The sequence below is a fragment of the Methylobacterium sp. 10 genome, assembly GCF_000519085.1.
Classification (GTDB): domain Bacteria; phylum Pseudomonadota; class Alphaproteobacteria; order Rhizobiales; family Beijerinckiaceae; genus Methylobacterium.
In genome coordinates, this window is record NZ_KI912577.1 from 3,681,279 (window position 1) to 3,708,201 (window position 26,923).

Below are 26,923 nucleotides of genomic sequence, written 5' to 3' on the forward strand. Positions count from 1 at the left end.
GCAAGGGCCGTGCGCATCCGCGGGGGAGGGGGCTGTCAGGCTCGGGCCTCGTCCTCGGGCGCGCGCAGGCGGTAACCGACGCCGGTCTCGGTGAGGAGGATGCGGGGCCGCTCCGGGTCGGCCTCCAGTTTGAGGCGGAGCTGACGCATGTAGACGCGCAGATACTGTGGATCGGAGGACGTGGAGACCTCGCTCATGAGTTGGGCGTGGGTCAGGGCCTTTCCGGCATGCTGAATCAGGACGCGCAGGAAGTCGTACTCGCGCGGCGTGAGCTTCACCTCGGCTCCACGCACACGGACGAGGCGGCGCACAAGGTCTACGCTGAGCCCGTCGACCTCGAACAGGGCACGCTCACCCTGGACGGCCAGCTGATGGCGCAGGGCCGCGCGAATGCGGGCCAGGAGCTCGCCCATGCCGAAGGGCTTGGTGACGTAGTCGTCGGCGCCGAGGTCGAGGGCCTCGACCTTGCCCGCCTCGTCGTCCCGGCTCGATAGGACCACCACGGGCAGATCACGAAAATCCTTGCGGATGGTGCTGAGCAGGTCGTGCCCGCGCATGTCCGGCAGCCCGAGGTCGAGGATGATCAGGTCGACCGTCTCGCGCGACAGGATATCGAGGGCTGTGCGCGCGTTCGGTGCCTCGAATGTCTTGTAGCCCTGGGTCGCCAGGCCCATGCGCAGGAGCTTGCGGATCGGCGGCTCGTCGTCGATGACGAGGATATGCATGCTCATGCCGCCAGATCCGAGTGAACGTGTCCCGCCGGGGGGACGGGCAGGAGGATGGTGAAGACCGCGCCCAGGCGGTCGCGGCGGTTGCCCGCCGTCAGGGTACCGCCCATGGCCTCGACGAAGCCGCGGGCGATGGCGAGGCCGAGGCCGGTCCCGGCCCGGACGCTGTCGGACTTCCGGACGCGGTAGAACTTGTCGAACACCCGCTCGACGTCGGCCTCCGGCAGCCCGTCGCCCTCGTCGAGGACCTGGAGCCGGACCCGCCCACGCTCGGCCACGCCACTGACGGTCACCGTCGAGCCTTCCGGAGCGTACTTGGCGGCGTTGTCGAGAAGGTTGACCAGCACCTGCTCGAACAGGACCGGATCGAGACGCAGGGCCGGCAGAGTGGTCGGGAGGGCGAGGTGTACCCGGTGGCCGGCGAGGATCGGCCCCAGGCGACGGAGCGCGGTGTCGACGCTTTCGCCGACGTCCTGCGGGGTGAGGCTCGCAGCGACCGCCCCCGCCTCCAGCCGGGTCATGTCGAGGAGGTTGACGATGAACCGGTTCAATCGCTCGGATTCTTCGATGATGGTGGCGAGAAGGTCCACCTTGGCGTCGCGTGGTAGCGCCTCGTCGAGGTCGCGCAGGGTGGTGGCCGCCCCGAGCACCGAGGACAGCGGCGTACGCAGGTCGTGCGAGATCGAGGTGAGCAGGGCCTGGCGCAAGCGGTCGGTCTCGGCGGCGCGCTCCGCCCGGTCGAGGTCCTCGACCAGACGGACGCGCTCGATGGCCAGCGCCGCCATGTCGGCCAGGGCGTCGAACAGGCGGCGGTTCTCGGGCGAGAGGATCGGCCCTGTGCCGTCGGTGTCGAGGCCGATCACCCCGACGATGCCACGGCCCGTGCGCATCGGCAGGAACAGCCGCCTGGCCCCCGGCAGGGTGTCGGCTCCCCGCCCCGCCGGGCGCTCGTTGTCGAAGGCCCAGGTCGCGGCCCCGAGATCGGCCGCGTCGAGCGTATCCTCCGGGGGGAAGCCGGCGCGGACCGAGACGGTCCCCTGCTCCGGCAGCAGCACGACCACCCGGACCCTCAGCATGGCGGCGACCTGGGCCGAGGTCGCCCAGAGCACGTCGTCGAGGGTGGCACATCCGGCGAGCTTGCGGCTGAAGCCGTAGAGCCGCTCCGTGGCCCTGGCGCGGTCATGCGAGACCATGGCCTCCCGGCGAGAGCGCGAAGCGAGGTTGGAGACCACCACCGCCACCACCGTGAACAGCAGGAAGGCGGCGATGTTGGTCGGGTCCGCGATGGTGAGGGTATAGATCGGGGGCAGGAAGAAGAAATTGTAGGAGAGCGAGGCCGCCAGGACGGCGACGAGGGACGGCCCGAGGCCGGATCGCACCGCGACCGCGACGATGGCGGTCAGCAGGATCAGGTCGGCGTTTTCCACGCCGAGGTAAGGCTCGACAAGGAGGGCGAGCCCGAGAGCCGCTCCCGTGGCCAGGACGCCGACGACATAGGGCAGGATCTCGAACGGTGACCTATCGGGGGCCGTGGCGACCGTCTTCGGCGGGACGGGTTCAGCCTTCGCCGCCTCGCCGGCGATGACGTGGATGCTGATGTTGCCGGACCGCCGGACGATGTCGTGCACCACTGAACCGTTGAGGAGCTCGAACAGCGCGGACCGGTCGGCCTTGCCGAGGATGATGTGATTGACGTTGGTGGAGCGGGCATAGGCGAGGATGTCGTCGGCGACGCGGCGGCCGCCCGGGAGCGTGACGGCATCACCGCCGAGGCGGTCGGCGAGGCGCAGGGTGTCGGCGATGCGGTCGCGCGCGTTCTCGTCGAGGGACAGGCTTCGGGGGCCCTCGACCGTGATGGCGGTCCAGGGCGCGTGCAGCCGGTCGGCGAGGCGCTTGGCATGGCGCACGAGGCCGGCGGAGCGCGGATCCTCGCTGATGCAGACGAGGACCCGCTCGCCCGCACCCCATGGGCCCGCGATGGCGTTGGCCCGCATGTGGCTCAGGAGCTCGTCGTCGACGCGGTCGGCGGTGCGGCGCAGGGCGAGTTCGCGCAGCGCCGTCAGGTTGCCCCGCGAAAAGTAGTGCTTGAGGGCGCGCTCGGCGTTGCCCTTCACGTAGACCTTTCCGTCCCTCAGGCGCTGGATCAGGTCGTCGGGGTTGAGATCGACCACCTCGATGTCGTCGGCCCGGTCGAGGATGCCGTCCGGCACCGTCTCGCGCACCCGGATGCGGGTGATCTGCGCGACGACGTCGTTCAGGCTCTCGACGTGCTGGATGTTGAGGGTGGAGTAGACGTCGATGCCGGCATCGAGCAGTTCCTCCACGTCCTGGAAGCGCTTCGGGTGGCGCGATCCCGGCGCGTTGGTGTGGGCGAGTTCGTCCACGAGGGCGAGCGCCGGCTGGCGCGCCAGGAGCGCGTCGAGGTCCATCTCCTCCAGCACCGCGCCGTGATACGCGACCGCGCGGCGCCCCACGACCTCGAAGCCCTCCACCAGGGCCTCGGTCTCGGCGCGCCCGTGCGTCTCGACCACACCGACGACCACGTCCGCCCCGGCCTTGAGCCGGGCACGGCCGACGGTGAGCATCTCGTAGGTCTTGCCGACCCCTGGGGCCGCCCCGAGGAAAATCTTGAGGCGGCCGCGCCCGCCCTCCTCGCGCCGTGCCGCCTGGAGCAGCGCGTCGGGCGAGGGGCGGTCGGGATCGTGGCGCGGGGTCGTCGTGGTCGGGATGCTCATGCGGCGATGTTACTTCGGGCTCAAGCCGTCCAGGGCGAGGTTGAGGGCGAGCATATTCACACGGGGTTCGCCGAGGATGCCGAGGAGACGACCCTGGACCTGGGCCTCCACGAGGGAGCGCACCCGGTTCTCGGAGAGGTTACGCGCCTTGGCCACGCGTGGCACCTGGAACAGGGCGGCGTCGGGCGAGACGTCCGGATCGAGGCCCGATCCGCTCGTGGTGACGAGGTCGACCGGGACTGGCCGACCGGGGTTCTCGGCCTGGCGGGCTGCGACGTCCGCCTTCACCCGTTCGGCCAGGGCGGCGCTGGTCGGACCGAGGTTGGAGCCCGAGGAATTGGCCGCGTTGTAGGGCGCCGGGACGGTCTTCGTGGCGTCCGTCGGGTCGGCGGCGCTCGTGGCGGACGGGCGGCCCTGGAAGTAGCGCTCGCTGGTGAAGGACTGCCCGATGAGGCTGGAGCCGACCACCCTGCCGTCACGCTCGATCAGGCTGCCGCCGGCCTTGGCCGGGAAGATGACCCCCGCGATACCGGTCATCGCGAGAGGATAGGCAAGCCCCGTGATGGCCGTCAGGGCGATCAGCAGGACGAGGGCAGGGCGAAGCTGGTTCAACATGATGATGGTCCCGAAGTAGCAGGCGGAGGCGGCTCAGACGAGGTGCAGGGCGGTGATGGCGAGGTCGATGGCCTTGATGCCGACGAAGGGCACCAGGATGCCGCCGAGGCCGTAGATGAGCAGGTTGCGGCGCAGGAGGGCGCCGGCGCCAACCGCCCGGTAGGACACGCCCTTCAGCGCCAGCGGGATCAACACGACGATGATCAGGGCGTTGAAGATGATGGCCGAGAGGATCGCGCTCTCGGGCGAGGCGAGGCCCATGACGTTGAGGGCCTGGAGCTGCGGGTAGAGCACCAGGAACATCGCCGGGATGATGGCAAAATATTTGGCCACGTCGTTGGCGATGGAGAAGGTGGTCAGGGCGCCACGGGTCATCAGCAACTGCTTGCCAATGCCGACGATCTCGATGAGCTTGGTCGGGTCGCTGTCGAGGTCGACCATGTTGCCGGCCTCGCGGGCCGCCACCGTGCCGGTGTTCATGGCCACGCCGACATCGGCCTGGGCGAGCGCGGGGGCGTCATTGGTGCCGTCGCCGCACATGGCGACGAGCTTGCCTTCCGCCTGCTCCTTGCGGATGAGCGCGAGCTTGTCCTCGGGTGTCGCCTGGGCGAGGAAGTCGTCGACGCCGGCCTCGGCCGCGATGGCGGCCGCGGTCATAGGGTTGTCGCCGGTGATCATGACCGTGCGGATGCCCATCTGGCGGAGTTCGGCAAATCGCTCGCGGATGCCACCCTTCACGATGTCCTTGAGGTAAATCACGCCGAGCAGGCGACCATCGCGGGTCACGGCGAGCGGGGTGCCGCCGGCCTTCGCTACGTCCTCGGCGATGGACTGGATCTCACGCACGGTCTCGCCGGCGACGCCCGGGCTGTATGCCAGGGCCGCGCTCGATCCGCGCGTAGCCATCGGCTGCTGACTCACCGAGGCGATGATGGACTCGACGGCCCCCTTGCGGATGGAGGAGCCGTCGAGATCGACGCCGCTCATCCGGGTCTGGGCGGTGAACGGCACGAAGGTGGCGTTGAGGCTTGCCATGTCCCGGGCGCGGATGCCGTACTTGTCCTTGGCGAGCACCACGATGGAGCGACCCTCGGGGGTCTCGTCGGCGAGGGAGGCGAGCTGCGCCGCGTCGGCGAGCTCCTGCTCGGAGACGCCGCGGACGGGACGGAACTCGGTGGCCTGGCGGTTGCCCAGCGTGATGGTACCGGTCTTGTCCAGCAGCAGCGTATCGACGTCGCCGGCGGCCTCAACGGCGCGGCCCGACATGGCCAGCACGTTGAAGCGCACCAGCCTGTCCATGCCGGCGATGCCGATGGCCGAGAGCAGGGCGCCGATGGTGGTCGGGATCAGGGTGACGAACAGGGCGACGAGCACGATGAGCGGGATCGATCCGCCGGCATAGGAGGCGAAGCTCGGGATGGAGGCCACGGCGAAGACGAAGATGATGGTCAGGCCGGCGAGCAGGATGTTCAGGGCGATCTCGTTCGGGGTCTTCTGGCGCGAGGCGCCCTCCACCAGGGCGATCATCCGGTCGACGAAGGTCGAGCCGGCGGCGGCGGTGATCCGGACCCGGATCTCGTCGGAGAGCACCTGGGTGCCGCCGGTCACCGCCGAGCGGTCACCACCTGATTCCCGGATGACGGGGGCGGATTCGCCCGTGATGGCGGCCTCGTTCACGGAGGCGACGCCGAGGATCACCTCGCCGTCCGAGGGGATGATGTCGCCGGCCTCGACGAGGACCACGTCGCCGACCTTGAGGTCGTTGCCGGGCACGGACTCGAAGTCCCGGCCAGCGCCGGTGAGGCGCTTGGCCATCGTCTCGGTCCGGGTGCGCCGGAGACTGTCGGCCTGGGCTTTTCCGCGACCTTCGGCGATGGCCTCGGCGAAATTGGCGAAGAGCACGGTGAACCAGAGCCAGAGGATGATCTGGCCGGAGAAGGCGAGGTTGGCGCTGCCGGTCGCGACGTCACGGACGAACAGGACGGTGGTCAGCGCGGCGACGACCTCGACCACGAACATGACCGGGTTCTTGATCATCTTTCGCGGGTCGAGCTTTGTCAGAGCCCCGACCAGTGCCGGCCCGACGAGGGCGGCGCTGAACAGGCGGGTTGAGTTTGGGCGGGCCATTGCGGTTGTCCGATCGGGAGACGTCTTCAGGGTCGGCGCGGTCCCGCGCCGTGGAGCGGGGTTCAAGGTGCGAGTGCACTGCCGAGGAGGGTGGCCCCGGCCATCAGGCCAAGCGCGCCGAGCATGGTCAGGCCGAGCATGGCGAGGATGACGTCCGAGAGCCGGACGTCCTTCCGGTCGTGCTCGATCCGGCTCCGGGACTGAGACCGCGGCCGGTGTCGGGCCAGGGCGCGCCGCATGGCGGCGCGGTTGCGGGACGGCATCATGGCGTGCTGCATCTCAGCCCCCCACCGGATAAGTCTGGCCGAGGCCGCCGGCGAGGTGTTCGACGATGGGTCCGAGCGCCAGGGCCGGGAAGAAGGTCAGCCCGCCGACGATGAGGATCACGCCGACGAGCAGGCCGACGAACAGGCCGCCATGGGTCGGGAACGTCCCGGCCGAGGCCGGCACGGTCTTCTTGGCGGCGAGCGAGCCGGCGATGGCGAGCGCCGGGACGATGACGAAGAACCGCCCGAACAGCATGCCGATACCCAGCGTCGTGTTGTAGAAGGCCGTGTTCGCCGTGAGCCCGCCGAAGGCCGAGCCGTTGTTCGCCGCAGCCGAGGTGAAGGCGTAGAGGATCTCCGAGAAGCCGTGCGGGCCGGCATTGGCCGGACCGGCGAGGCCGGCGGCGACCACGGTGGCGAGCGCCGTGAAGCCGAGCATCATCAGCGGCAGGCACAGGATGGCGAGCATCGCCATCTTGACCTCGCGACCCTCGATCTTCTTGCCGAGGTATTCCGGCGTGCGCCCGACCATGAGGCCGGCGACGAAGATCGTCACGATGACGAAGACGAGGATGCCGTAGAGCCCGGCGCCGACGCCGCCGACGATGATCTCGCCGAGCTGCATGTTGATCATCGGGATCATGCCGCCGAGCGCCGTGAAGCTGTCGTGCATGGCGTTGACCGCGCCGCAGGACGCCGCCGTGGTCACCGCCGCGAACAGGGCGGACGCGACGATGCCGAAGCGGACCTCCTTGCCCTCCATGTTTCCCCCGGTGAGGCCGAAGGAGTTGAGGACGGGACTGCCTGCGCTCTCAGCCCAGTAGACCACCGCCGTGCCGGCGAGGAACAGCACGCCCATGGCGGACAGGATGGCCCAGCCCTGACGCTCGTCGCCGACCATGCGGCCGAAGACGTTGGTCATCGCCGCGCCGATGGCGAAGATCGACAGGATCTGAACGAAGTTCGAGAGCGCGGTCGGGTTTTCGAAGGGATGCGCGGCGTTGACGTTGAAGAAGCCACCGCCGTTGGTACCGAGCATCTTGATCGCGACCTGGCTCGCCACCGGGCCGACCGCGATGGTCTGCTTGGCGCCTTCCAGGGTCGTCGCCTCGACGGCACCGCCGAGCGTCTGCGGAATGCCCTGCCAGACGTAGAATAGGGTCAGCACCATGCAGAGCGGCAGCAGCACGTAGAGGGTGGTCCGGGTCAGATCGACCCAGAACGAGCCCACGGTCTTGGCCGAGGCCCGGGAGAAGCCGCGCACGAGGGCGACGGCGAGCGCGATGCCGGTGGCCGCCGACAGGAAGTTCTGGTGGGTCAGCCCCAGCATCTGGGTGAGGTACGACATCGTCGTCTCGCCGCCGTAGGACTGCCAGTTCGTATTGGTGACGAAGCTCGTCGAAGTATTGAAGGCGAGGTCCGGCGCGACCGCGGACTGCCCGTCCGGGTTGAACGGCAGCACCGCCTGGACACGCAGCAGCGCGTACAGGGCCAGGAAGCCCAGCACGTGGAAGGCCAACATGGACAGGGCGTAGGCCAGCCAGTGCTGCTCCTGAGCGGAGTTGATGCCGGCGACGCGGTAGAGCCCGCGCTCGACGGGGGCGAGCACCGGGGACAGGAAGGTTCGCTCGCCCGTGAAGACGCGGGTCATGTAGCCGCCAAGGGGACGGGCGAGCGCGAGGACGACCGCGCAGAACAGCGCGATCTGGATCCAGCCGTTGATGGTCATGGCAAGTCTTCCTTGGGGGGCGTTCCTTCAGAACCGCTCGGGGCGGACGAGGGCGTAGGTGAGGTATCCGAGCAGCCCCAGGGTCACGAGGGCGCCGAGCGTCAGGTCGAGAGTCATGGAGGTCAGGGTCATGGAGGTCAGGGTCATGGCGGGCCTCAGAGGCGTTCGCAGAAGACGGCGTAGCCTGCGGCCAGGCCGAAGAAGGCGAGCCCCGTCGCGATGAAGACGATGTCGAGCATGGTCGGTCCGTTTCGGTTCGGGGGGCCGATGCATGACCGGCCTCGCCCGCGTCCAATGTGGACGCGAACCGCATTAGGGTTCGAGACGGAAGCGGGGACGATTCTATAAGGATCGCATGAGGATCGCAGGGGTCGCCACCTGTCCCCGGGACGGGGCGATTCAGTCCGCGGGCAGGGTCATGCGCAGGACGATGCGCTGCCCGCCGGGATTCGGCTCTGTGCGGCAGGCGTCTCCCCCACAGCAAGGAGGAACGGGAGAAGGATGGCGGTGAACGCCTCCGGATGCGAGTAGTTGATCCCGTGGGCCGCTCCCGGAATGACCGCGAGACGGCCCTGGGGCAGGGAGCCTGCGAGCCTCACGACGAACGCATGGGGGACGATGTAGTCACGCGTGCCCCAAACCACGAGCGTTGGCTGGCTGACCCGCAGCGCCTTCTCGCCGATGCGGTTGTCGACCATGCTCCGCAAGGTCAGGACGTAGCGGCCGATCCCACCGCGGGCATAGTCGGCGAGCGCCACCCAGGCGAGGGACCAGCGCTCGAACGGCGCGATGGCGAAGAAGCCGACGATCTGCCGGACCAGGTTACGCGCCTCCGGGTCCGGCGTGGGCCCCTGCAACACGAGGCGGTCCACGAGTTGGGGGTGAACGAGGGCCAGTTCGACCAACACCTCGCAGCCGAGCGAATTGCCGATAAAGGCTGCGCGCGTCACCCCGACCGCTTGCATGCAGGTCGCCAATGCATCCGCGAGTTCGCGAACCGTGAGCGCTCGGCGAGGCTTCTCGCTCAAGCCGAAGCCGGGCAGGTCCGGAGCATAGACCTCGAAATGAGGGGCGAGATGCCTCGCGAGCGGGATCATGTAGCGGCTCGACATCCCGAGCCCGTGGACGAGGATCACGGGGAGGCGGTCATCCGGTACAGCATCGACCGAGACGCGGGCATGCATCGTCCTGCCATCGACGCGGATCCGCCTCGCTGCGAGCCGGCCCAGATGTGCGCTCCGGTCCCGGCTGACACGCCGCCGAACCAGGGATTTCACCAGAGCCAGACCGGCCAGGATGCCGCCCGCCGTCACGAGGATCCACCGCAGGGACACACGCGTCTTCCCGTTTCCGCCAGTTTCAGCAATGGGCGCTTTCTAAGCAGGTTCGCATTGGCCAGCCAACGCTTCACCTCGCTCAGGTCTTTGACGTGTCGCAGGTTTTGGGACGCAAAACCGGTGATTCCTTTTGCTGACCTGCTCAGCGGCAACGAAATCATCTCGTGCGGCCGGTTTGAGTCGAATGCCGCCAGTCTACTTTCGAGGCCCGTCCGTTGCAGAGCGGATCGTCGATCTCCGCAGGGCGCTGCACCGCTCGCGCTCACGATCCCCTTCATCTGAACGCTGGACGGTGGCAGCGACGCATTGTAGGCGTCCGCGGCGGAGGCAGGGTTGCCGCACCAGACGAGGTCAGCCTCTTGAACAAGCATGGAGGCGCGGCACCGCTGACGGTCTACCTCGACGTCGACGGCGTCGTAACGACGGTCGGCTATCAACGGCAGGCCGGCAAGGACAGACTCAATCCGGCCCAGGTCGCCCTCGTCGCCGGCTTGGTCAGAGACTTCGATGCAAAGGTGGTCGTCTCATCGACATGGCGCGTCGACGATTGCCGTCCGACCCTGGTCGAAGCCGGCCTTCCCGAGGACTGCTTTCACCCCGACTGGTGTACGGCCATCCTGCCGACGAGTCGGGATGCCGAGAGGGGCGGGATGCTCCCCGCCGAGCGGGCCAGGCGCGGCGACGAGATCGCCGAGCACGCCACCCGGAACCACATCACGCACTATCTCATTCTCGACGATGTCGAAGTTGGACCCGTCCATACAGGTCGGCACGTCCGTCCCGTCGCCGAGCACGGACTCCGCGAAGCGGATGATCTCCTGGCCCGGACGCTGCTGGCTGGGATGGAGGATGCGCGACGGATGATGGGTCAGACTGGCTCATTCCACGTACCCGCCGATTTACGCTCCAGCAGGTATTGAACTTTTTGAGGGCTCGGGTCATTCCATGACAGTGGAGTGACACCCGCGTCACGCTGCCCCCGACATCGACAAGGTCTCTCGACCTTTGCTGGACACGCCCGTCCGGCTCCTCCCTGACGCTGCACATGTGCGGCGTCCGAGAGCGCGTCGCGTCGGATCGTCGAATGGCAGGAAGGAGTGGCTGCAATGTTTGGGTTCGGAAATCGGGGCGATACGTCCAGTCCTTCGCTTGCCGCCCTGGGCATCGTCGAATTGTCGGCCGCCAAGGCCTATGCTGCGCTCGTTGCCTCCGGCTGGTCCGAAATCGGTTTCGGGTACCACGGCACCGTCCATGCGCATCCGGACCACCCGGACGTGGTCGTGCGCTTCGCGCGCAAGGCCGACGGGTTCGGCGACTATGCGGCCCTGCTTCGCAGAGGGTTCTCGGGCTCGGACGGACCGCACGCTCCCCGTGTCCACGACCTGCATGTCAGCCGCTGCGGTGCGCTGATGACCGTGGGCGCGCGGCTGACCGACCCCGCGCGCGACGTGTGGTGGCTGGCCTATGCCCACGCCGTCATCGCGGACTATCCTGGCCTCGCGATGGACGAGGGCGTCCGCGACCGGTTCAAGGTGGAATGGCCGGCGCACGAACCCCGAATCGATCATTCGAGCTTCGACGGCATCCGAGAGGCCTTCCGGGCCGCTTGGCCCGGATACGAAGCCTATGTCGCTCAACTCCGCTCTGTGTCGCCACAGCAGCTCGACCCGAATATCGGCAACGTTCTTGTCGGCAGCGACGGCAGCCCTGTGGTGAACGATCCGCTGTGTGACGACGGATACGGCCTGTGGCGCTCGCCGAGCGCGCGCATGCTGGGCCGCTGCATGGATATCCTGCGTCGGCTGGCGGGCAACGCATTCAACAGAGCACCCATTCCAGCCTGATCGCGGGGGCGACTTTCATAGGGCGGCACCGGTGCGTCGGACCGGGAGCGGGGACATCGACAACGATGTCATCCTGAGAGACCCTCATTCGAGGATGCACGACACCGCGGCATCATCAATCGCCCCTCCCGGGGAGGGACGAGGATCGTTCGCCACGATAGGACCGAGCCGGACACGGCAAATTCGAACCGCTCCGGATTTCTTGGAGGCTCCAACTCTCGGGAGGATGGAGTCCCGCGCAGCGAACAGCCCCCTTTTCGCCTGAAGACCGCGAGCGCGCGATCCCGATGGTGGTTCGACACCTTCCGCCTGCTCGAACCCATCGGCAAGATCCCTCCCGCCGAAGCCGACGCGCGCGACCATACTCAGAACACGGTGCAAGCCTTGGCCGCCCGACCCAAACCAGATCGCCGCCGGGAAACCCTGAGCGGTTCATCCCATGGGGAAGGCCAGCTGTGCGATGAGCCACCGGCCCGCCGGACCCGGTGGGCGCTCGATGGGGTAGACCGCCCACATCGGCAGGAACAAACCGCTCTTGGGGAGGGCGGCGATGTCCAGCCGCACGAGGCGGCCGTTAGCCAAGTCATCCGCGACGACGTCCAGGGGCATTCCACCCCAGCCGAGGCCCGAGCGCAGGAAGGCGTGCTTCGCCCCGAGATCCGCCAGCCGCCAGGTCCTCGGCGAGAACACGCCGAACTCGCGCCCCTTGGTCAGCTCACTCCGGTCGGTCAACACCAGCTGGACATGCTCGGCGAGGTCGGCCGTGGGGATCGTCCCGGTCCGGCGGGCCAGCGGATGCGTGGGTGAGGCGACCATCACCAACTCGATCTGGCACAAGGGCTCGCGCGCCAGTTCGGGGGGCAGCAGGGGCGTGGCCCCCGCGACCGCGAAGGCGCAGCGTCCGTCGAGAACCGGCGCGATCACCGCACCGAGGGTCTCGACCTGAATGCGCAGGGGGGTCGATGGGAATGCCGGTTGGAACGCGACCACGGCGGCCGTGAGCACCTGGATCGGGAACAGGACGTCGAGCACGATGCTGACCTCCGGCTCCAGGCCACCGGCGAGATCCCTGGCCCGCGCCTTGAAGGTTTCGGCGGCCGCCACCGTCGCACGGGCATGGGCAAGCAACACGCTGCCGGCCTCGGTCAGGACCGGATAGCGGCTGGAGCGATCGAACAGCTTGATGCCGGACTGGGCCTCGAGGTTGGCCATCGATTGGCTGACGAGGGACTGCGCGCGCCCGAGCTTGCGCCCGGCCGCCGAAAAGCTTCCGCTGTCGACGGCGGCGACGAAGGTTCGCAACTGGTCGAGGGTGAGTTGATCGAGCATCCATCAGTCCAGATGATGGGACGCATCGAAAGATAGAGGCTTCGGTGGGAGATGGAAGAAGCCTAGGACTTCCGCTCACAGCCAAGCCGCATCCGCGGTCGGCCACCTCGAACCGGATGTCCATCATGTCCCAGACCCTTACGGATTCGCCTGCTCCGTCGCGCAAGCTCACCATCGTCGCCTGGTCGCTGCAGGTGCTGCTCGCCCTGGTGTTCCTCGCCGCAGGCGGTGCCAAGCTCGCCGGAGTGCCGATGATGGTGCAGGTCTATGATCTCATCGGCATGGGCCAATGGTTCCGCATCGTCACCGGTCTCGTGGAAGTCGCCGGTGCCATCGCCCTGCTGATCCCCGGATACGCCGCCTTCGCTGCGCTATGGCTGACCTGCACCATGGCCGGTGCCATCGTGGCCCACCTCACCGTCCTGCCCACGCCCGCCGCCCCGGCTGCCGTGCTGCTCGCCCTGACGGCGACCTTGGCCTGGCTGCGCCGGGATCAGATCCTGACGGTTGTCGGCCGCCGCTGAGCGCTTGCCTGTCGGGAGATCCGCCGGCGGGCATCGACTTCCCCTTTCGACGATGAATGATGCAGGGCCTGCGCGGTGGGTCGGACATGACCCACCGCGCCTCTTCTTTCCGCAGTCAAGCACGACAGGTCATCCGTCATGGAACTCGGTATCGACAGCTTCGCCGTCACGCTCCCCGACCCGAAGACGGGCCGCACCGTCACGGGGACGGAACGGATGGAACGCCTGCTTGCCGAGGTCGAGGTCGCCGACCGGGCCGGGCTCGACGTGTTCGGCATCGGCGAACATCATCGGGGGGAATTCCTCGACTCCGCACCCGCCATCATCCTCGCCGCGGCGGCGGCGCGCACCAGCCGCATCCGCCTGACGAGCGCCGTCACCGTGCTCAGTGCGGCCGATCCGGTCCGCGTCTTCCAGGAATTCGCCACCCTCGACCTGATCGCCAAGGGGCGGGCCGAGATCGTGGTCGGACGCGGCTCTTTCGGCGAGGCCTACCCCCTCTTCGGCTTCGCCGCAGAGGATTACGACGCGCTGTTCGTCGAGAAGCTGGACCTGCTCCTGGCACTGCGCGAACGGACCCACGTCACCTGGCGCGGCCGTTTCCGGCCGCCGCTGACCGGTCAGGGTGTCTACCCGCGCCCCCACCAGGAGACGCTTCCGGTCTGGATCGGTGTGGGCGGGACCCCGGCCTCCTTCGCCCGCGCGGGCACCCTCGGCCTGCCGCTGATGGTGGCCATCATCGGCGGCAGCTTCCAGCGTTTCCGTCCCCTGGTCGACCTCTACCGCGAGGCCGGCCGCCAAGCGGGCCATGCACCGGACGTATTGAAGGTCGGCGTGCATGCCATCGGTTTCGTCGCCGACACCGACCGGGCCGCGCAGGAGGCGTTCTATCCCGGCTGGGCCCAGCTCTTCGGGAAGATCGGGGCGGAACGGGGATGGCCGAACACGAATCAACGTGAGCAATTCGAAGCCCTGTGCGGTCCCTACGGCGCCTACCTGATCGGCGCCCCGGATACGGTTGCGGCGAAGGCTCTGGCGGCCAGCGCAGCTTTGGGCGGCATCTCCCGCCTGACCTTCCAGATGAGCTCGGCGATGCAGGAGCCGGACGCCATGCAGCGCTCGATCACCCTGCTAGGCACCGAAGTGATGCCGCGGATCAAGGCGGAACGCGCGGAGACGGCGTGACCGAGAAGGTCGCCTTCGGCATCGCCTGACATCTCTGGCCTTTCGACAGCCGCCAGCAGAGGGCAGCCCACCCATCGAAGCACGACCATGACCGACGCCATGGTCAGGCCGACGATCTACCTCAAGGCTGGCCGCCCGTTCTGCCTGAAGGTCCGCCTGTTCCTGCTCGAATCCGGCCAACTGGTTCATGTCGACCTGCGCGCGTTCGTCCCCAGGGGCGAGGAGAGAAAGAGACAGCGATCCGCAATCTCCTCGCGCCCGCGGTCGAGACGGTGACGTTCCCGACGGCCGAACTCACGCCTGGCCGGTTCACGACCGAGTCCGATGCGATCGTTGCCCATCTCGCCAAGCGCGCCTGCGTCGAACCCGATGCCCTTCCGACCGACCGGTCCTATCTCGACGGGCTCTACCAATCCCTGCAGACGCCCTAACGCGAGAACCTGCAACTCGAGAAGCAGTCGCCGATCTGGTCGCGGACATCGCGAAAGTGCCGCGCGAGAAGTACGACCCCTATCTCACGCCCGATCTACTTGGCCGTGTGATCGCGAACAATCGCATCGATGCTCCGGCGCTTCCGACGCTGGCGACATCGCTCGTAGCCGCCCATCGGTAGCGGCCCTTGCCGGTGCCTTGGGTGTCCGGGAAATGGAAGGACGACGTTTGGGCGATCGCCGAGATCTTTGGTCGGGATGACCGCCCTTCAATCGAACAGGTGCGTGCGACCCGCGAGTTCGCCTAAAACGCAACCGCGGCGGAAATCGCGAATCGGATTGACAGCCTGACGGCCCATGCGAACGATCACCTACGTCCGCCGGCATCGTTAGGGCCGATAGCGTCACGTCATAAAAATGCTAGCAATAACAATCTTTTATCGGCACAGCTGGCGGAAGGGGTGGGATTCGAACCCACGGTGGAGTTGCCCCCACGGCGGTTTTCAAGACCGCTGCCTTAAACCACTCGGCCACCCTTCCAAGCCATTGCAAAGACTAGATAATCTACCTTTGCCGATGCCTGGGCTCTTCGTCAGTTGCTACCGGATTGCTACCCAATCATCCGGCCGCCTTGTCTATGGCGGCGCGCATGGCAGCGTCAACCTTCGCGGCGGCATCCTTCAGTCCCATCGCCCGCATCAGCCGCGCGACGGTACAACGGGCCACCACGATCCTGTCCCGGCCGAGCTGCCGCCAGACTTTCCGTACGCCGTAGACGTGGAAGTTCGCCTCGAACACGCGCCGTATCTCGACCATCAGCGCCGCGTCGCTCCTGGCTCGTGCCGGTCGCCTGCCGGGATTGGCACGCCGCGCGGCATGGGCATGGTACGTCGACGGGGCGGTCGGCAGCACCCTGCAGATCGGCTCGACCCCGTAGACGGCCCGATGGTCGTCGATGAACGCGATCATGTCCGCGACCGGCGGTCGAGCTCGGCAAACGCAAAATACGCCGACGCCTTCCTCAGGATCTCGCTGCGCGGTCCTTCGGTTCGTTGGCTTGGCGCAGTTCACGGTTCTCGCGCTCCAACGCTTTGATCCGCTCGCGCTCGTCCGTGGTCGGGCCGCCTCGCATGCCCTGATCACGCTCGGACTGCCGGATCCAGTTCCGGAGCGTCTCCCCCGAACCGCCGATCTTGGCCGCGATCGAATTGATCGCCGCCCATTGTGAGGCATGCTCGCCTTGATGATCCAGGACCATCCGCACCGCGCGGGCACGGACCTCAGGGGAATACGGTGGGGTTCGCTTCGTCATGGCTCCATCCTCTCAAGAGTTGGAGCCTCCGGGAAACCCGGTGCGGTTCACCCTGCCAAGGCAAGCTTTTCCATGGGATCTGGCCACCGCGGGCCTCGTACTCCTCCAGTGGCAGTTTTAGTTCCGCCTGCTCAGCGTCCTGGACCTGAACGTGAGTCGGACGGGGTTCCTTCGGCGGGCAGGGATCGGGCAGAGATAGAGCCCCTTGAACGAGGTCGCCATGAGATCGTCTTTTTGGTGAGAGGTGGGGTTTGAGCGCTGCTCAGCGGCTGCTCTCGCCGGACGGCATATCCGGCCCATCCTCGCGCGGCGTACCGTCATAGCCCTCCATCCAGGAAGTCCGTTCCTCGGTATCGCGAGGGTAGGGGCATGCATCCTTGGGGTGACCGTGGATCCGGGCTTGAGCGCCCTGTTCGATCGGATCGGGACGGGAGTGACGGATATCGGCCATGGGATTGGCTCCGAGGTGCGGCTGTCACCAATTAACCCGAACGCTTGGCCTATGATCCCGCGGCTAAAGGGTTCAGTCAGATCCTAGCGCTCACTCACTTCGACCGCTTGGTGGGGGGCTTTTCTGCAGCGGCGTCCGCGGCATCTCGCTCAAGGCGCTGCGCCTTCAGGCGAACGATTTGATCGTCACGGGCCGTCTCTCGGCCTCTGACCTCTTCCCAGACCTGACCAGCGACGTCAGCGCGCTCTGCAGCCTTGGCCGCCTTGGTGTCCTTGCGATCCTGATGGCCGCCTTTGTCATCCGTCACTTGGATTCCTCCGATTGGCGCGGCGCCGCGCCGCGTGGCTACCGTCTACACCACTGCGCTCGACGAGCAGGCGTAGTAAAAATTGTCTCCGAAAGGTGAGTCAAAGCTGCGTTGGGAGAAGCATCAGCTCGTCCGACTCCAAATTGACGGGCACCTCAGACATGAGGGCACGCCGTTGGTGCGCCCTTTCACCTGCCTCCGTACTGCATTTCTCCACGTGAATAACGCGGTTGACGACCTGAAGGTTCGGCGCTCCCCAGTAGGCCAGGAGGGTAGGCCAGGGGGCATCGCGGTGCTCGCGCCAGACGCGATAGAGCGGCGTGCGGTGATCGACCTCGGCGGTCTTCAGCAGGCGCTTCACCGAGGCCGCACAGCGATGGCGCTGATGCGCCTTCAAAACCTTCGCCTGATCGCTCGGCGCGACCCAGAACTTCCAAGCCGTGACGCAGGCCGAATGCCAGCGGGCGTTCCTGTTCGGCGTGCCGGTGCCCCACAGATCCTTGTGCCAGCCGAAGCGGAAGACCGGCTGTCCGCAGATGCAGCAATGGCCGGGGCCGCGCGCGTGCGCGGGCTCGCGATAGGGGGACGGCGGCATCCGGAAGGTGGCGGCGAGGCCTGAACCTTTCTCCGAGCCCAGACGCCACGTCCAGCCCTCCGGCTGGCCCGAGCGTGCGGCCAGTGCCCGCGCCAAGCGATCGGCCCGGAGGACGTGGTTGCGCCAGTAGCTCTCGACTGCGAGCCGTGGTGTGGGCGGCATCAGCGGACGGGATAGCGCGTGCTGCAGGACAGGCGCGGGGAAGACGGCCGGGAGCGCCCGTTCAAGCCGGGCGCGGGAGCGTGCATTGCGCTCCGCACGCCACTCCGATGCCGCGGTCACGCCGGGTCAAGGACGCGATCGCGGGAGACCGCAGGCGTCAGCGCTGGGGCCGGTACGCCGGCGATCGCATCAGCGAGTTGATTCAAGCGTAGCGCGAGGTCGCTCACCTCGTTCAAGGCGATGGCTTTGTCGCCGCTCTTCACGGCCCGGGTGATATCGCTGATCTGCATCTTCGCCATACGCGACAGTTCGGCGGAAAGCTGGTCCCTGGTCATCGGTATCCGTCTCGGTTCGGCGGTTTCGTGCCTAACGAGGCCTAAAGCCGGAGGGTTACCGAGCGGTTTCAGCCGGCGAACTGAAGGCGTGCAGGCGCCCCATCCGCTGCCTTCACTGCCGAGGTGCGGGCGTGGGGGTCTGCTGCGTCGGCGCTTGCTGATTAGGGTTCTGAGGCGCAGGGGCTGGCTGCTGAGGAGCCGTGCCGGGGGCGGCCTGATCGTCCGATAGCGTCTGGTTCGCCTTGGTCTGCAGCTGATCCGCCGTCTGCTGGTTGATGAGCCCGTAGGACACGGCAGCGGCGAGAGCGACGGCGATGACAGCGCCGATGATCGTCTTCGTGAGCTTGCTCTGCATGGACATGCCTCCTGCGGTCTCCTCACTCGAGGCGGCCTCGAAAGAGCAAAGGTGGTGGCTCTCAGCCTGGTTCCACTCCGGTCTTTCGTCCCCTCGAACGGGCGGAGCAGCTACGTTAAGCGCCTGGCGCCTGCTTCCTCAGTCTCACCCCCGGCCCCTCACCGTTCTGCTCGATGAAGATGACGCCAGCGGCTTCGAGGGCGGAGAGGATCTTGTCCCGTGTGTCAGCGTAGCCGCCTAGATCGCCTTCACCGGTTTCAAGCCGGGCCACGGTAGGCTTCGAGACGCCTGAACGCTCAGCTAGATCGCCCTGCGACCAGCCCAGGAGCGCGCGGGCTGCTTTGACCTGTCTGATCGATGCCATGCCAACCTGATATTTTTGATATTGACTTCAGACCGATCTGACCTGATATCTAAATTATCAGGTTCGGAGCTGAAGAGCAACGCAGCCAAGGCCTGACGCCTGCGCGAAGGCGCAGATCCAAACACATCCTGACACCTTCAGCCCCGGAGCAACCCGGTTCTGGCAATGCCCCCGCTCGCCCCTTTAAATCTGAAACGCCGACCGACCGACGGCCTGTACGCTCGCCAGGCGCCGATCCTCGAGCCCGACGAGCATGGCCCGTCATTCGCGCTGACCGGCCCGACACGTACCACGTCCGGGCACCTCGCTTCCTCGACATGGCGGGCGACCTTGTCTCGGCCGTGATCTGGAGATGGCCATAAGCTTTGCGCGGACAACCACTCCCGCAGGCATGCTAGCGCAGCTCGCTGTAGCTGCTTCGGCTGTCGACGCGGCGTCCAATGGTTCGAACCACGCGGTCTGCTCGGCAGCCGGCGAACAAGCAGAACGATGCCTGTTCTCGATCGCGGCGGCCCTCTGCACGATGTTTGACCTGGACCGCGTACGCTTTGGAGCCAGTCGCTATCTCTCAGAGAATTGCGACAAGCTCGCCATCCTCACACCTGAGGTGGCCTGACATGACCAACGTCGTTCGCTTCCCGGCCTCTCGCCGGATCCAGGCCACCACCATCCCACGGGAGGAGTTCGAGCGCCTGGCCGAGCTCGCCCTCGATATCGTCGACCGCATCGTGGCGCTTCTCGATGAGGCTGACGGTGATCCCGAGCTCGAACCCGATGCGGATGGAGAGCCGTCGCTGGCGGCTCCTATCGGCGGCCCGTGCCAGTTCGTTTGGGCGCGGGGTGGCGATCGCGACCTTGAGCTACCGTGACGAGACCGCTCGGTTCAATCGTCCCGCGATCGAAGGCCGAGAAGCAGCACCGTCACCACGACCGATCCGGCGATGATCAGAGACAGAACGATCTGATCCGTCGGATCGCTGGCAAAGGCGCGGGCGACCGCCGGTCCGACCAGGGCGCATCCAGCACCCGCGAGGACCGCAACCGTTCGTGACGTCATCAGGTCACCTCGTCTGAGCCAATCGGGGCTCATGAAGAGGCAACGGGTGGATGGATCGCTGGTGCGCTTGAGGTGACTTCGTGCCTCACGCCGGGGCAGGGCGGTTGCTACCGCTTTTGCTACCCAACTCATGGATACGGGCAGGGATAGAGAACGATGGGTGAACGCTGCGAACTCGAAATACCGAGCCCAAACAACACTTTAGCTGATCGCATGGGATCGAACGGGATGGCCGGGAGCGAAGCTCAAGACCGCTGCCTTAAACCACTCGGCCACCCTTCCGAACCGTTGCGAAGGCTGGAGCATTTGCCTTCGCTCGTGGGCATGGGTCGTCGTTGACGAGAGGTGCGCGCGGGGGAGGGTCGGTCTACGCATGAGGAAACGGCCGGGGTTTCCCCCGGCCGCTCATTGTCATGACGGCTGACCCGCTTAGCGGAGGAGCTGCAGGATGCCCTGCTGCGCCGTGTTGGCCAGCGAGAGGGCCGAGATGCCGATCGACTGGCGGGTCGACAGGGCCTGGGAGTTGGCGGCTTCCTCGTTGAGGTCCGCGTTCGTCAGGTTGGCCGAGCCGGTGTCGAGGATGTTGATCAGGTTCTTCGAGAAGTCCTGACGGTTCTGCACCACCGAGAGGTTGGAGCCGAAGGTCGAGGACTGGGCGCGAAGCTGGCTGGTGGCCGCCGTGATGGCCGTCAGAGCCTTGTTGATCTCGTCGTCGGACTGGAACCCGCCGGTGATCGAGGTCAGGCCAAGGCCATCCGAATCGAGCTTGGCGCCTTCGATGTTCAGGTTCGACGAACCCGTCTCGTTGAAGGTGACCTTCAAGGAGTTTTCCTTGGCATCGGAGCCCGAGCGGTACAGCAGGTTGATGCCGTTGTAGCTCGAATCCTTCGCCTGTTGGGTGATCTGGTCGAGCAGGGTGTTGAACTGCTTGGCGAGCGAGGTGCGGGTGGCGTTGGTTCCGCTGGCAGAACCGGCACCGCTCGCCACAACCGGCTTTGCAGTGGCACCCGCACCAAAACCGATATCCGTATCGGTCGCAGCGGAAGAGGCGTCGATCGTGATCTTTTGATCTGACCCCGTCGCCGTCGAGGTAAAGGTCACCTTACCCGTCGTATCATCACCAACAGCCGTGACCTTACCCTTGAAACCGGTATCGGCATTCAGCTGCTTGTTGATCGCGGTGGCAAGGTCCGTAGCTTTCGCGTCCGTCAGAGCGCCGAGGGTTGCATCCGCAGCAGTGTTCAGCTCGATCTTTTTGGCCGGGCCATCGCCGAGCTTGATGGTGAACGACGCATCGGCTGCGCCAGTGAAGTCAGGGCCGGTACCACCGGTGGCCAGACCAGCAACGGCTGCACCTTCTGCAGCTGCAGCTGTCGCGCCGTTCTTAGCATCGGCGCCTTTCGCTGTCAGAGCTGTCGTCGCAGTACCAAAACCGAGGTCGACTTCGTTGTTGGCTGCATTGGTGACCGTTGCCGTTGCGTCCTTACCGGTCGCAGTCGACGTGAAAACAATCCGACCATCGGTCGTCTTCGAAGCGGAGACCGCCGCCGGGTTCGAGGTATCGTTGGCAAGCTGGTTGTTGATTGCCTTGACTACGTCGTCCGCAGTGGCCTTGCCGACATTGCTCGTCACGCCGCTAAGGGTGGACGCATCGAGAGTGATGGTGGTGGTGTTGGTGCCATCGTTCACCGTGAACACAGCATTGCGGCTAGCTGAAAAGTCCTGCGTGCCGTCGGTGGCGGCCGTGGTGGTACCCTGGAAAGACGTACCTGCCGAGAGGATCGCGGACGTTGCCGGTGTGCCGCTCGTTACGGCGCTCTTGTCGGCCAGCGCCTGGTTGGCGGTGGACTTGGCCGAGTCGACCAGCTTCTGGATCGAGGTGATGCCCTGGTTGGCGGCCTGGATCGTCTGAACGCCGTTCGAGATACCGTTGAGGAGCGAGCCGAGATCGCCCGAGCGGCCGGACAGCGACTGCGAGGTGAAGAAGCTGGTCGGATCGTCGAGGGCCGAGTTGACCTTCTTGCCGGTCGACAGACGGTTCTGGGTCTGGGTCAGGAGATCGGCCGTGCCCTGCAGCGAGAGCAGGTTCTGGCGGGTTGCAGCAGTAAGGGTGATGCCTGAAGACATGAGGTTCGATCCATTCTGATCTGAAAGCACCCTTTTTTGGGTGCGACGTCACAGAACCACGAGGACGTTGCGAACGTCTTAAGACGAACGGTCAACGAACCCTGTGGGAGATCCGACGTATTCTCCGTATCTTCGCGGCCTCCGAGGGAGATGCCGGATTCCGCAAGCAACTCTCGCCTTGGCAGTGACGTGTTGTTAACCGTCCGGATCGATGATCCCTCCCGAGCCCAAAGGACCGGTCATGCCCCTGAAGATCGAACTCAAGCCGTTCGAGCGGCTGCTGATCGGCGGGGCCGCGATCCGCAACGGGTCCCGGCGCTCGAGTTTCGTCATCGAGACGATGACGAAGTTCCTGCGCGAATCCGACATCATCACGGAGAGCGAGGCCGATACGGCCTGCAAGCGCCTCTACCTGACCCTCACGGTGCTCTATCTCTCCGACGACGTCTCGGAGATCGAGAACCTGTTCGTGGCCCAGGCGAGCGAATTGCTCGAGGCGGTACCGAGCACCGCGCCCTATGTCCGGGACATCAACGCCTCCGTCGCGGCGCGGGACTTCTACCGGGCGATGAAGCGGGGCAAGGATCTCATCCAGTACGAGGCCTCCCTGGCCGACCGCTTGGCCAAGGCGCCCGATTCGGGAAGCGCCGACTGACCGTCCGGACGGCCGCGGAGCGGGCAGGGGGCCGGCTTTTGCTGACCCGATGCGGCGGACTCTCGCGGAGCCCGGCTCCGGGCAGGCTATTGGATTCCCGCATCTGCTTTTGCAGACAGAGCGCGTCCCTTTCCCCCCTTGTGGCTACGCGATGCTCACACATCTCGCGGGCAGCACGGGCTCCCTCTCCTGGAAGGAGAGGGAGCCCGTCGCGCCTCATATCGATGCCTTCGGCTCGATAAAACAGCCGTCGAGGAGATGTGCGAATCCAGTAGCCCTTGTGGGGAGGAAGGGCAGGGCCGCTCATCCCGCGACATGCGTGACTATCGTAGCTCAGGCGGGTGCGAGGCGGGTGAGGCGGTCGAGGAGGGCGCGGTCGTGGAGGAGGGCCATGCGCTCCTTGGGGCTAAGCCACTCGGCGGCCTCGGCGATGGTCTCGGCCTCCACCACCTTGGCCTGGGCGAGGGCGCGGTCGGTGTCGATCACGCCGCGGGGGCGTTTGGGCATCTCGGGCAGCATCAAGGCATGGGCCTCGGCGAAGCCCGCATCGGCGTGGAGGGCGCGGATCGCATCGGCATCGTCGAGGCCGGCCTCGGCGTTGCGGGCGGCGATCGCTCCGGCGCTCGACGCGATGGCGGGCGGGTCGCGCTCCTCCGGTGTCATCAGCAGGCCGAGGCGCTTGAGGGCGAGGCCCCAGGAGAGCTGGCCGCTCGCCCAGGAGATCGGGATCGCCAGGACGAGACCCAGGATGGTGGGCGACATCCACAGGAACAGCGAGGTGGCGATGGCGAAGGCGGCGATGCCGGTCACCAGCCCCAGCACCATGTGCCAGCGGTGGCGGCGGACGATGTCGCGGAAGGGAATTGAGCCGTCGTCGCGCCGCTGCGGGTTCCAGCCGGTGTCGCGCCCCACCAGGATCTCGAACACCGAGCCGGACTGGATCAGCATGGCGATGGGGGCGATGAGGGCCGAGAGGATCGTCTCGATCAGGCTCGACAGGACGAGGCGGATGGCGCCGCCCGAGGCCCGGCGCACCGGCCCGTCGACGAGGGCGAGGATCAGCCCCAGCAGCTTCGGGGCCAGCAGGATGCCCATGGTGAGGCCGAACAGCTGGAGCGCGCGCACGGGGTCGAAGCGCGGCCAGACCGGGTAGAGCCCGAACTCGGAGGTGAAGTATTCCGGCCGCACATAGGCGGTCTGCAGCACCAGGGCGATACCGACCACGAGCTGGCCGAGCCAGAGCGGGGAGGCGACGTAGCCGGCGATGCCGGTGGCGAAATGCTGGCGCGAGGCCAGCGTCAGGCCCGCCGCCCCGATGACGCGGCTGTGCTGGAGGTTGCCCTGGGCCCAGCGGCGGTCGCGGACAGCCACGTCGATGAGGGAGGGCGGGCTCTCCTCGTAGGAGCCGGGCAGGGCGGGCAGCATGGTCACGCTCCAGCCGGCCCGCCGGATCAGCGCCGCCTCGACGAAATCGTGGCTGAGGATGTGGCCGCCGAAGGGCGGTTTTCCCTTGAGGTCGGGCAGGCCGCAGGCCTCCGCGAAGGCGCGGGTGCGGATGATGGCGTTGTGGCCCCAGTAATTGCCGTCGCGGCCCGACCAGACCGAGAGGCCGGTGGCGATGACCGGGCCGTAGATGCGGGCGGCGAATTGCTGGACGCGGGCGAACAGGGTGTTGCGGTTGATGATGAGCGGCAGCGACTGGATGATGCCGGAATCGGGGTCGGCCTCCATGGCGGCGGCGAGATGCACCACGCAAGGACCCGTCATCAGGCTGTCGGCGTCGAGCACCAGCATGTGGTCGTAGGCCCCGCCCCAGCGGGAGACGAAGTCGCCGATATTGCCGGCCTTGCGGTGGTGGTTCTTCGCCCGGTGCCGGTAATACAGCCGCGCATCCTCGCCCCAGCGCGCCCGCAGGGCCAGGAAGGCGCGCTCCTCGGCGATCCAGGCATCGCCGACCGTCGAGTCCGACAGGACGAAATAGTCGAAGGCCTCGCCGTGGCCCGTGGCATCGATCTCCGCCCGCATGGCGTCCACGGCAGCGAAGGTGCGGGCGGTGGCCTCGTTATAGACCGGCATGACGATGGCGGTGCGGGCGGCGAGCCGGTTCGGCGCAAGCGGCGCCTTCGGACGGCGCAGGAGGGTGGCGAATCCGAGGATCGCGCTCATGAAGGAGAGGGCGATCCAGGAGAAGTTCAGGGTGAAGAGCACGAGCAGCACGTATTGCAGCGCCGTCGTCCCGCCCGAGACCGCGACGACTTCGTACATCTCCAGCGCACCGTAGGCGGTCAGCAGCGCCGCCCCGCCGAAGACGAGGGCGCGGGCGGCCCAGGGCCGCCGCAGGGGCTTGGCCGGCCGGTGGCCCGAAGCAGGGTCCCAGCAGTCGAGGTCCTGCACCGGCATGGGCAGCCGCACTTCGGGGGGCATCGCCGGCCGGAAGGAATCCGGAGCGTTGGGGGAAAGCGTGTGCGTGTTCAGGGTGTCCACCGGTAGAGCCAGGTTTCGGTGACGGGGGCATCCCCGCGCTTGAGCAGGAGGCGCAGTTCGCAGGTCTTCTCGCCGCCCGGATCGAGCTCGAAGGAGACGCGCACCGTCTTACGGTCGGGATAGCGGTAGAGGGTCGGGGGCGCCACCGTTCCGGGCGAGGTCAGGAGCGTCGGCTGCAGGTCGGGATCGGCGAACAGGCCCTCGCCGGTGAAATCGACGAGGAACAGGCGGCGGTTGCCCTCGCCCTTCGCCTTGCCGCTGCGCGTCCCGGAGACGAGGGCCACGGGGGGCGCCTCGGGGGGCTGCCAGCACCAGTGCTGGCGATAGCCGAAGGGAAACTCGGCGCCCGCCTCCAGCTTGGCCTTCGGCCGCCAATAGGCGAGCACGTTCTCGTTGAACTCGGAATCGCTCGGGATCTCCAGCAGGGTCACCGCGCCCGGCCCCCAAGTGCCGAACGGTTCGAGCCAGAGCGAGGGGCGCCACTCCCAATGCTGCAGGTCGTCCTCGAAGTCGGCGTAGCTGCGCGCCCGCTGCATCAGTCCGAACCCTTTCGGGTTCTCGTCGACGAAGGACGAGACCTGCAGGGTCTCCGGGTTGCGGGCCGGGCGCCAGATCGCCTCGTTGGCGCCGGTGCGGATCTGAAGGCCGGTGGAGGCATAGGCGCCGGCCCGGGCGTCATCGGCGCCGCGCCGGTCGTAGGGGCCGAAGAAGTAGCTCGTGGTCATGCCGCCGAGCCCCAGATGGTCGATGGCGGCGCGGGCGAACACCGTGCCCTCGACGTCGCAGAGCGAGGCGCCGCCCGGCCGCAGGCTCATCCTGAGCGCGGCGGTGGCCGAGGGGGAATCCACGAGGCAGTGCAGCACCAGCGGGCCGCCGGGACCGGGACGCTCGACCCAGATGGCGCGGAGCTCGGGGAATTCCTCGCCGCGGGAATCGGCCGGGCGCAGGGTGAGGGCGCGGGCGGTGACGCCGAAACCCTGGCCGGTGGCCACGAGGCGGAAGAACGACGCCCCCTGGAAGGTGGCGAAATCGGTGAGTTCGCCGCCATCGAACCGGGCGCGGATGCGCAGGCCCGAATAGCCGGGATCGTCCTTGAACTCGGGCAGGGCGATGCCCTCCGCCTCGAACCGGGAGCGATCGTAGGCCAGCGGCCGTACCGCGCCGTCCTCCACCAGCGCCAGGGCCACCCGGCCGGTGAAGACCGAGCCGCGATGCAGGGGCTCGAGGGTGAATCCGAAGGCGTCGTTCGACCAGATCGCGCTCCCCGGCACGGTCCGGATGGCGCTGTACTGCTCCCGGTTGAGGCCGGTCAGGGCACCGGGTAGGTCGTCGGTGCGGGGGGCGATGAAGGGGCGTTTGGCCAGCGCGCGGGCGAGGTCGGGCACCGTATGGCCGAGGAACGGCGCGCCTGCGGCGGGGAGGGCGGGGGCGTCCTCCGCCAAGGCGGCGGTGCCGGGGAGAGAGAGGGCCAGCGCGGCGGCGCCCGCCTGCCAAAGAAGCTCCCGGCGGCTCCGGTCCTGCGGCCCCGTCACCAGGGAATCATCGGAGGAGGGCTCTGTCACGGCGCAGCGAAGTCCCGGAATCGTCGGCGTCATTGGACCTGTGATGTCGGCGCGGGAAGGCGCGGGGTGCGATGCGGTAGGCCCCGGCTTTACCACGGTGCGGCCTGAACCCAACCTTAAGCCGGAAACGACCGAAACCGTTCACGGGACCGCGAAATTTCGGACAAGCGAGGGGCCGGACGGTGCCGGGCGCGGGTGGCGGGAGGAGCTCGGACTGGCCGAACGGCCGCGCTTATGACAGATTTCCTGGGTCGTTCACCTCACACGAGGCACCTCATTGGCTCTGATTCCATGCCCTGCCTGCTCG

The 26,923-nt window shown here is 67.2% G+C and carries 27 protein-coding genes, 1 tRNA gene, 1 pseudogene and 1 other annotated feature; of the genes and pseudogenes, 8 read left to right on the forward strand and 21 right to left on the reverse strand.

The window, feature by feature from the left end; genetic code table 11:
* Positions 1–35 precede the first annotated feature (35 nt).
* From K368_RS0117260 to K368_RS24985, 8 genes are all read right to left on the reverse strand, one after another.
* Positions 36–731: a response regulator transcription factor gene (locus K368_RS0117260; RefSeq protein WP_027173406.1), complete on the reverse strand. Its 696-nt coding sequence runs from the start codon at positions 729–731 to the stop codon at positions 36–38.
* Complete coding sequence (locus tag K368_RS0117265; RefSeq protein WP_027173407.1) at positions 728–3,463, reverse strand: sensor histidine kinase KdpD; 2,736 nt, start codon at positions 3,461–3,463, stop codon at positions 728–730. Before K368_RS0117265 ends, K368_RS0117260 begins: the two co-directional genes overlap by 4 nt.
* 9 nt (positions 3,464–3,472) lie before the next feature.
* On the reverse strand, positions 3,473–4,078 hold the full coding sequence (locus tag K368_RS0117270; RefSeq protein ID WP_027173408.1) for a K(+)-transporting ATPase subunit C: 606 nt from the start codon (positions 4,076–4,078) through the stop codon (positions 3,473–3,475).
* Between the two features lie 33 nt (positions 4,079–4,111).
* Positions 4,112–6,205, reverse strand: a complete 2,094-nt coding sequence (gene kdpB, locus K368_RS0117275) for a potassium-transporting ATPase subunit KdpB (RefSeq protein ID WP_027173409.1) — start codon at positions 6,203–6,205, stop codon at positions 4,112–4,114.
* Between the two features lie 62 nt (positions 6,206–6,267).
* On the reverse strand, positions 6,268–6,471 hold the full coding sequence (locus tag K368_RS0117280) for a hypothetical protein (protein WP_027173410.1): 204 nt from the start codon (positions 6,469–6,471) through the stop codon (positions 6,268–6,270).
* A gap of 13 nt (positions 6,472–6,484) precedes the next feature.
* A complete protein-coding gene (gene kdpA / locus K368_RS0117285; RefSeq protein WP_027173411.1) occupies positions 6,485–8,200 on the reverse strand; it encodes a potassium-transporting ATPase subunit KdpA in 1,716 nt (571 codons plus the stop codon).
* A 27-nt stretch (positions 8,201–8,227) separates the two neighbouring features.
* Positions 8,228–8,347, reverse strand: coding sequence for a K(+)-transporting ATPase subunit F (locus tag K368_RS24980; protein WP_197031034.1), 120 nt, complete (start codon positions 8,345–8,347; stop codon positions 8,228–8,230).
* A 269-nt stretch (positions 8,348–8,616) separates the two neighbouring features.
* Entirely contained in the window at positions 8,617–9,534 is a 918-nt protein-coding gene (locus tag K368_RS24985; RefSeq protein WP_051439913.1) for an alpha/beta hydrolase, read from the reverse strand.
* Between the two features lie 362 nt (positions 9,535–9,896).
* Between K368_RS24985 and K368_RS0117305 the strand changes: the two genes are divergently transcribed.
* Positions 9,897–10,457, forward strand: a complete 561-nt coding sequence (locus K368_RS0117305; RefSeq protein WP_027173412.1) for an HAD domain-containing protein — start codon at positions 9,897–9,899, stop codon at positions 10,455–10,457.
* A gap of 186 nt (positions 10,458–10,643) precedes the next feature.
* The gene (locus K368_RS0117310; protein ID WP_027173413.1) at positions 10,644–11,381 is read left to right on the forward strand and encodes a hypothetical protein; all 738 of its coding nucleotides are present in this window, start codon (positions 10,644–10,646) and stop codon (positions 11,379–11,381) included.
* Positions 11,382–11,813: 432 nt separating this feature from the next.
* Here K368_RS0117310 and K368_RS0117315 read toward each other — a convergent pair whose 3' ends face one another.
* Complete coding sequence (locus K368_RS0117315; protein ID WP_027173414.1) at positions 11,814–12,710, reverse strand: LysR family transcriptional regulator; 897 nt, start codon at positions 12,708–12,710, stop codon at positions 11,814–11,816.
* A 125-nt stretch (positions 12,711–12,835) separates the two neighbouring features.
* Between K368_RS0117315 and K368_RS0117320 the strand changes: the two genes are divergently transcribed.
* From K368_RS0117320 to K368_RS26845, 4 genes are all read left to right on the forward strand, one after another.
* Positions 12,836–13,234 (forward strand): DoxX family protein, encoded by a 399-nt coding sequence (locus K368_RS0117320; RefSeq protein ID WP_027173415.1) that lies wholly within the window; start codon positions 12,836–12,838, stop codon positions 13,232–13,234.
* A gap of 138 nt (positions 13,235–13,372) precedes the next feature.
* Entirely contained in the window at positions 13,373–14,419 is a 1,047-nt protein-coding gene (locus K368_RS0117325; RefSeq protein WP_027173416.1) for an Atu2307/SP_0267 family LLM class monooxygenase, read from the forward strand.
* An 87-nt stretch (positions 14,420–14,506) separates the two neighbouring features.
* Positions 14,507–14,695 carry a glutathione S-transferase N-terminal domain-containing protein gene (locus K368_RS26230; RefSeq protein WP_081739611.1) on the forward strand — a complete coding sequence of 63 codons (189 nt, stop codon included), beginning with the start codon at positions 14,507–14,509 and terminating at the stop codon, positions 14,693–14,695.
* On the forward strand, positions 14,692–14,850 hold the full coding sequence (locus tag K368_RS26845; RefSeq protein ID WP_155935230.1) for a hypothetical protein: 159 nt from the start codon (positions 14,692–14,694) through the stop codon (positions 14,848–14,850). Before K368_RS26230 ends, K368_RS26845 begins: the two co-directional genes overlap by 4 nt.
* Before the next feature lie 450 nt (positions 14,851–15,300).
* On the opposite strand, the gene K368_RS0117340 is transcribed toward K368_RS26845, so the two are convergent.
* The 8 genes and pseudogenes from K368_RS0117340 to K368_RS0117380 form a co-directional block, all read right to left on the reverse strand.
* Positions 15,301–15,390: transfer RNA gene (locus K368_RS0117340), tRNA-Ser, on the reverse strand.
* A gap of 138 nt (positions 15,391–15,528) precedes the next feature.
* A pseudogene (locus K368_RS26235) lies at positions 15,529–16,162 on the reverse strand (IS3 family transposase); the annotation flags it as partial.
* Positions 15,745–15,861: a sequence feature (AL1L pseudoknot), on the reverse strand. (Overlaps the previous pseudogene by 117 nt.)
* A 262-nt stretch (positions 16,163–16,424) precedes the next feature.
* The gene (locus tag K368_RS0117355; protein WP_027173417.1) at positions 16,425–16,613 is read right to left on the reverse strand and encodes an Rmf/CrpP family protein; all 189 of its coding nucleotides are present in this window, start codon (positions 16,611–16,613) and stop codon (positions 16,425–16,427) included.
* 94 nt (positions 16,614–16,707) lie between these two features.
* Complete coding sequence (locus K368_RS0117360) at positions 16,708–16,920, reverse strand: hypothetical protein (protein WP_027173418.1); 213 nt, start codon at positions 16,918–16,920, stop codon at positions 16,708–16,710.
* A gap of 100 nt (positions 16,921–17,020) precedes the next feature.
* Entirely contained in the window at positions 17,021–17,797 is a 777-nt protein-coding gene (locus K368_RS0117365) for a hypothetical protein (protein ID WP_027173419.1), read from the reverse strand.
* The gene (locus K368_RS25005) at positions 17,794–18,012 is read right to left on the reverse strand and encodes a hypothetical protein (protein ID WP_036266450.1); all 219 of its coding nucleotides are present in this window, start codon (positions 18,010–18,012) and stop codon (positions 17,794–17,796) included. Before K368_RS25005 ends, K368_RS0117365 begins: the two co-directional genes overlap by 4 nt.
* Before the next feature lie 112 nt (positions 18,013–18,124).
* On the reverse strand, positions 18,125–18,367 hold the full coding sequence (locus tag K368_RS0117375) for a hypothetical protein (RefSeq protein WP_027173420.1): 243 nt from the start codon (positions 18,365–18,367) through the stop codon (positions 18,125–18,127).
* A gap of 115 nt (positions 18,368–18,482) precedes the next feature.
* Positions 18,483–18,731 carry a helix-turn-helix transcriptional regulator gene (locus tag K368_RS0117380; RefSeq protein ID WP_027173421.1) on the reverse strand — a complete coding sequence of 83 codons (249 nt, stop codon included), beginning with the start codon at positions 18,729–18,731 and terminating at the stop codon, positions 18,483–18,485.
* 617 nt (positions 18,732–19,348) lie between these two features.
* Here K368_RS0117380 and K368_RS0117385 point away from each other — a divergent pair.
* Entirely contained in the window at positions 19,349–19,600 is a 252-nt protein-coding gene (locus K368_RS0117385) for a hypothetical protein (RefSeq protein ID WP_027173422.1), read from the forward strand.
* A 14-nt stretch (positions 19,601–19,614) separates the two neighbouring features.
* On the opposite strand, the gene K368_RS26850 is transcribed toward K368_RS0117385, so the two are convergent.
* Entirely contained in the window at positions 19,615–19,788 is a 174-nt protein-coding gene (locus K368_RS26850; RefSeq protein ID WP_155935232.1) for a hypothetical protein, read from the reverse strand.
* A gap of 429 nt (positions 19,789–20,217) precedes the next feature.
* Positions 20,218–21,915 (reverse strand): flagellin, encoded by a 1,698-nt coding sequence (locus K368_RS0117395; protein ID WP_027173423.1) that lies wholly within the window; start codon positions 21,913–21,915, stop codon positions 20,218–20,220.
* Positions 21,916–22,156: 241 nt separating this feature from the next.
* Between K368_RS0117395 and K368_RS0117400 the strand changes: the two genes are divergently transcribed.
* Complete coding sequence (locus tag K368_RS0117400; protein ID WP_027173424.1) at positions 22,157–22,570, forward strand: flagellar biosynthesis repressor FlbT; 414 nt, start codon at positions 22,157–22,159, stop codon at positions 22,568–22,570.
* 333 nt (positions 22,571–22,903) lie between these two features.
* Here K368_RS0117400 and mdoH read toward each other — a convergent pair whose 3' ends face one another.
* Both mdoH and K368_RS0117410 read right to left on the reverse strand, forming a co-directional pair.
* Positions 22,904–25,054, reverse strand: a complete 2,151-nt coding sequence (gene mdoH, locus K368_RS0117405) for a glucans biosynthesis glucosyltransferase MdoH (protein ID WP_027173425.1) — start codon at positions 25,052–25,054, stop codon at positions 22,904–22,906.
* Positions 25,042–26,649 carry a glucan biosynthesis protein D gene (locus K368_RS0117410; protein WP_027173426.1) on the reverse strand — a complete coding sequence of 536 codons (1,608 nt, stop codon included), beginning with the start codon at positions 26,647–26,649 and terminating at the stop codon, positions 25,042–25,044. The genes mdoH and K368_RS0117410 overlap by 13 nt, the downstream gene beginning before the upstream one ends.
* Between the last annotated feature and the right edge of the window lie 274 nt (positions 26,650–26,923).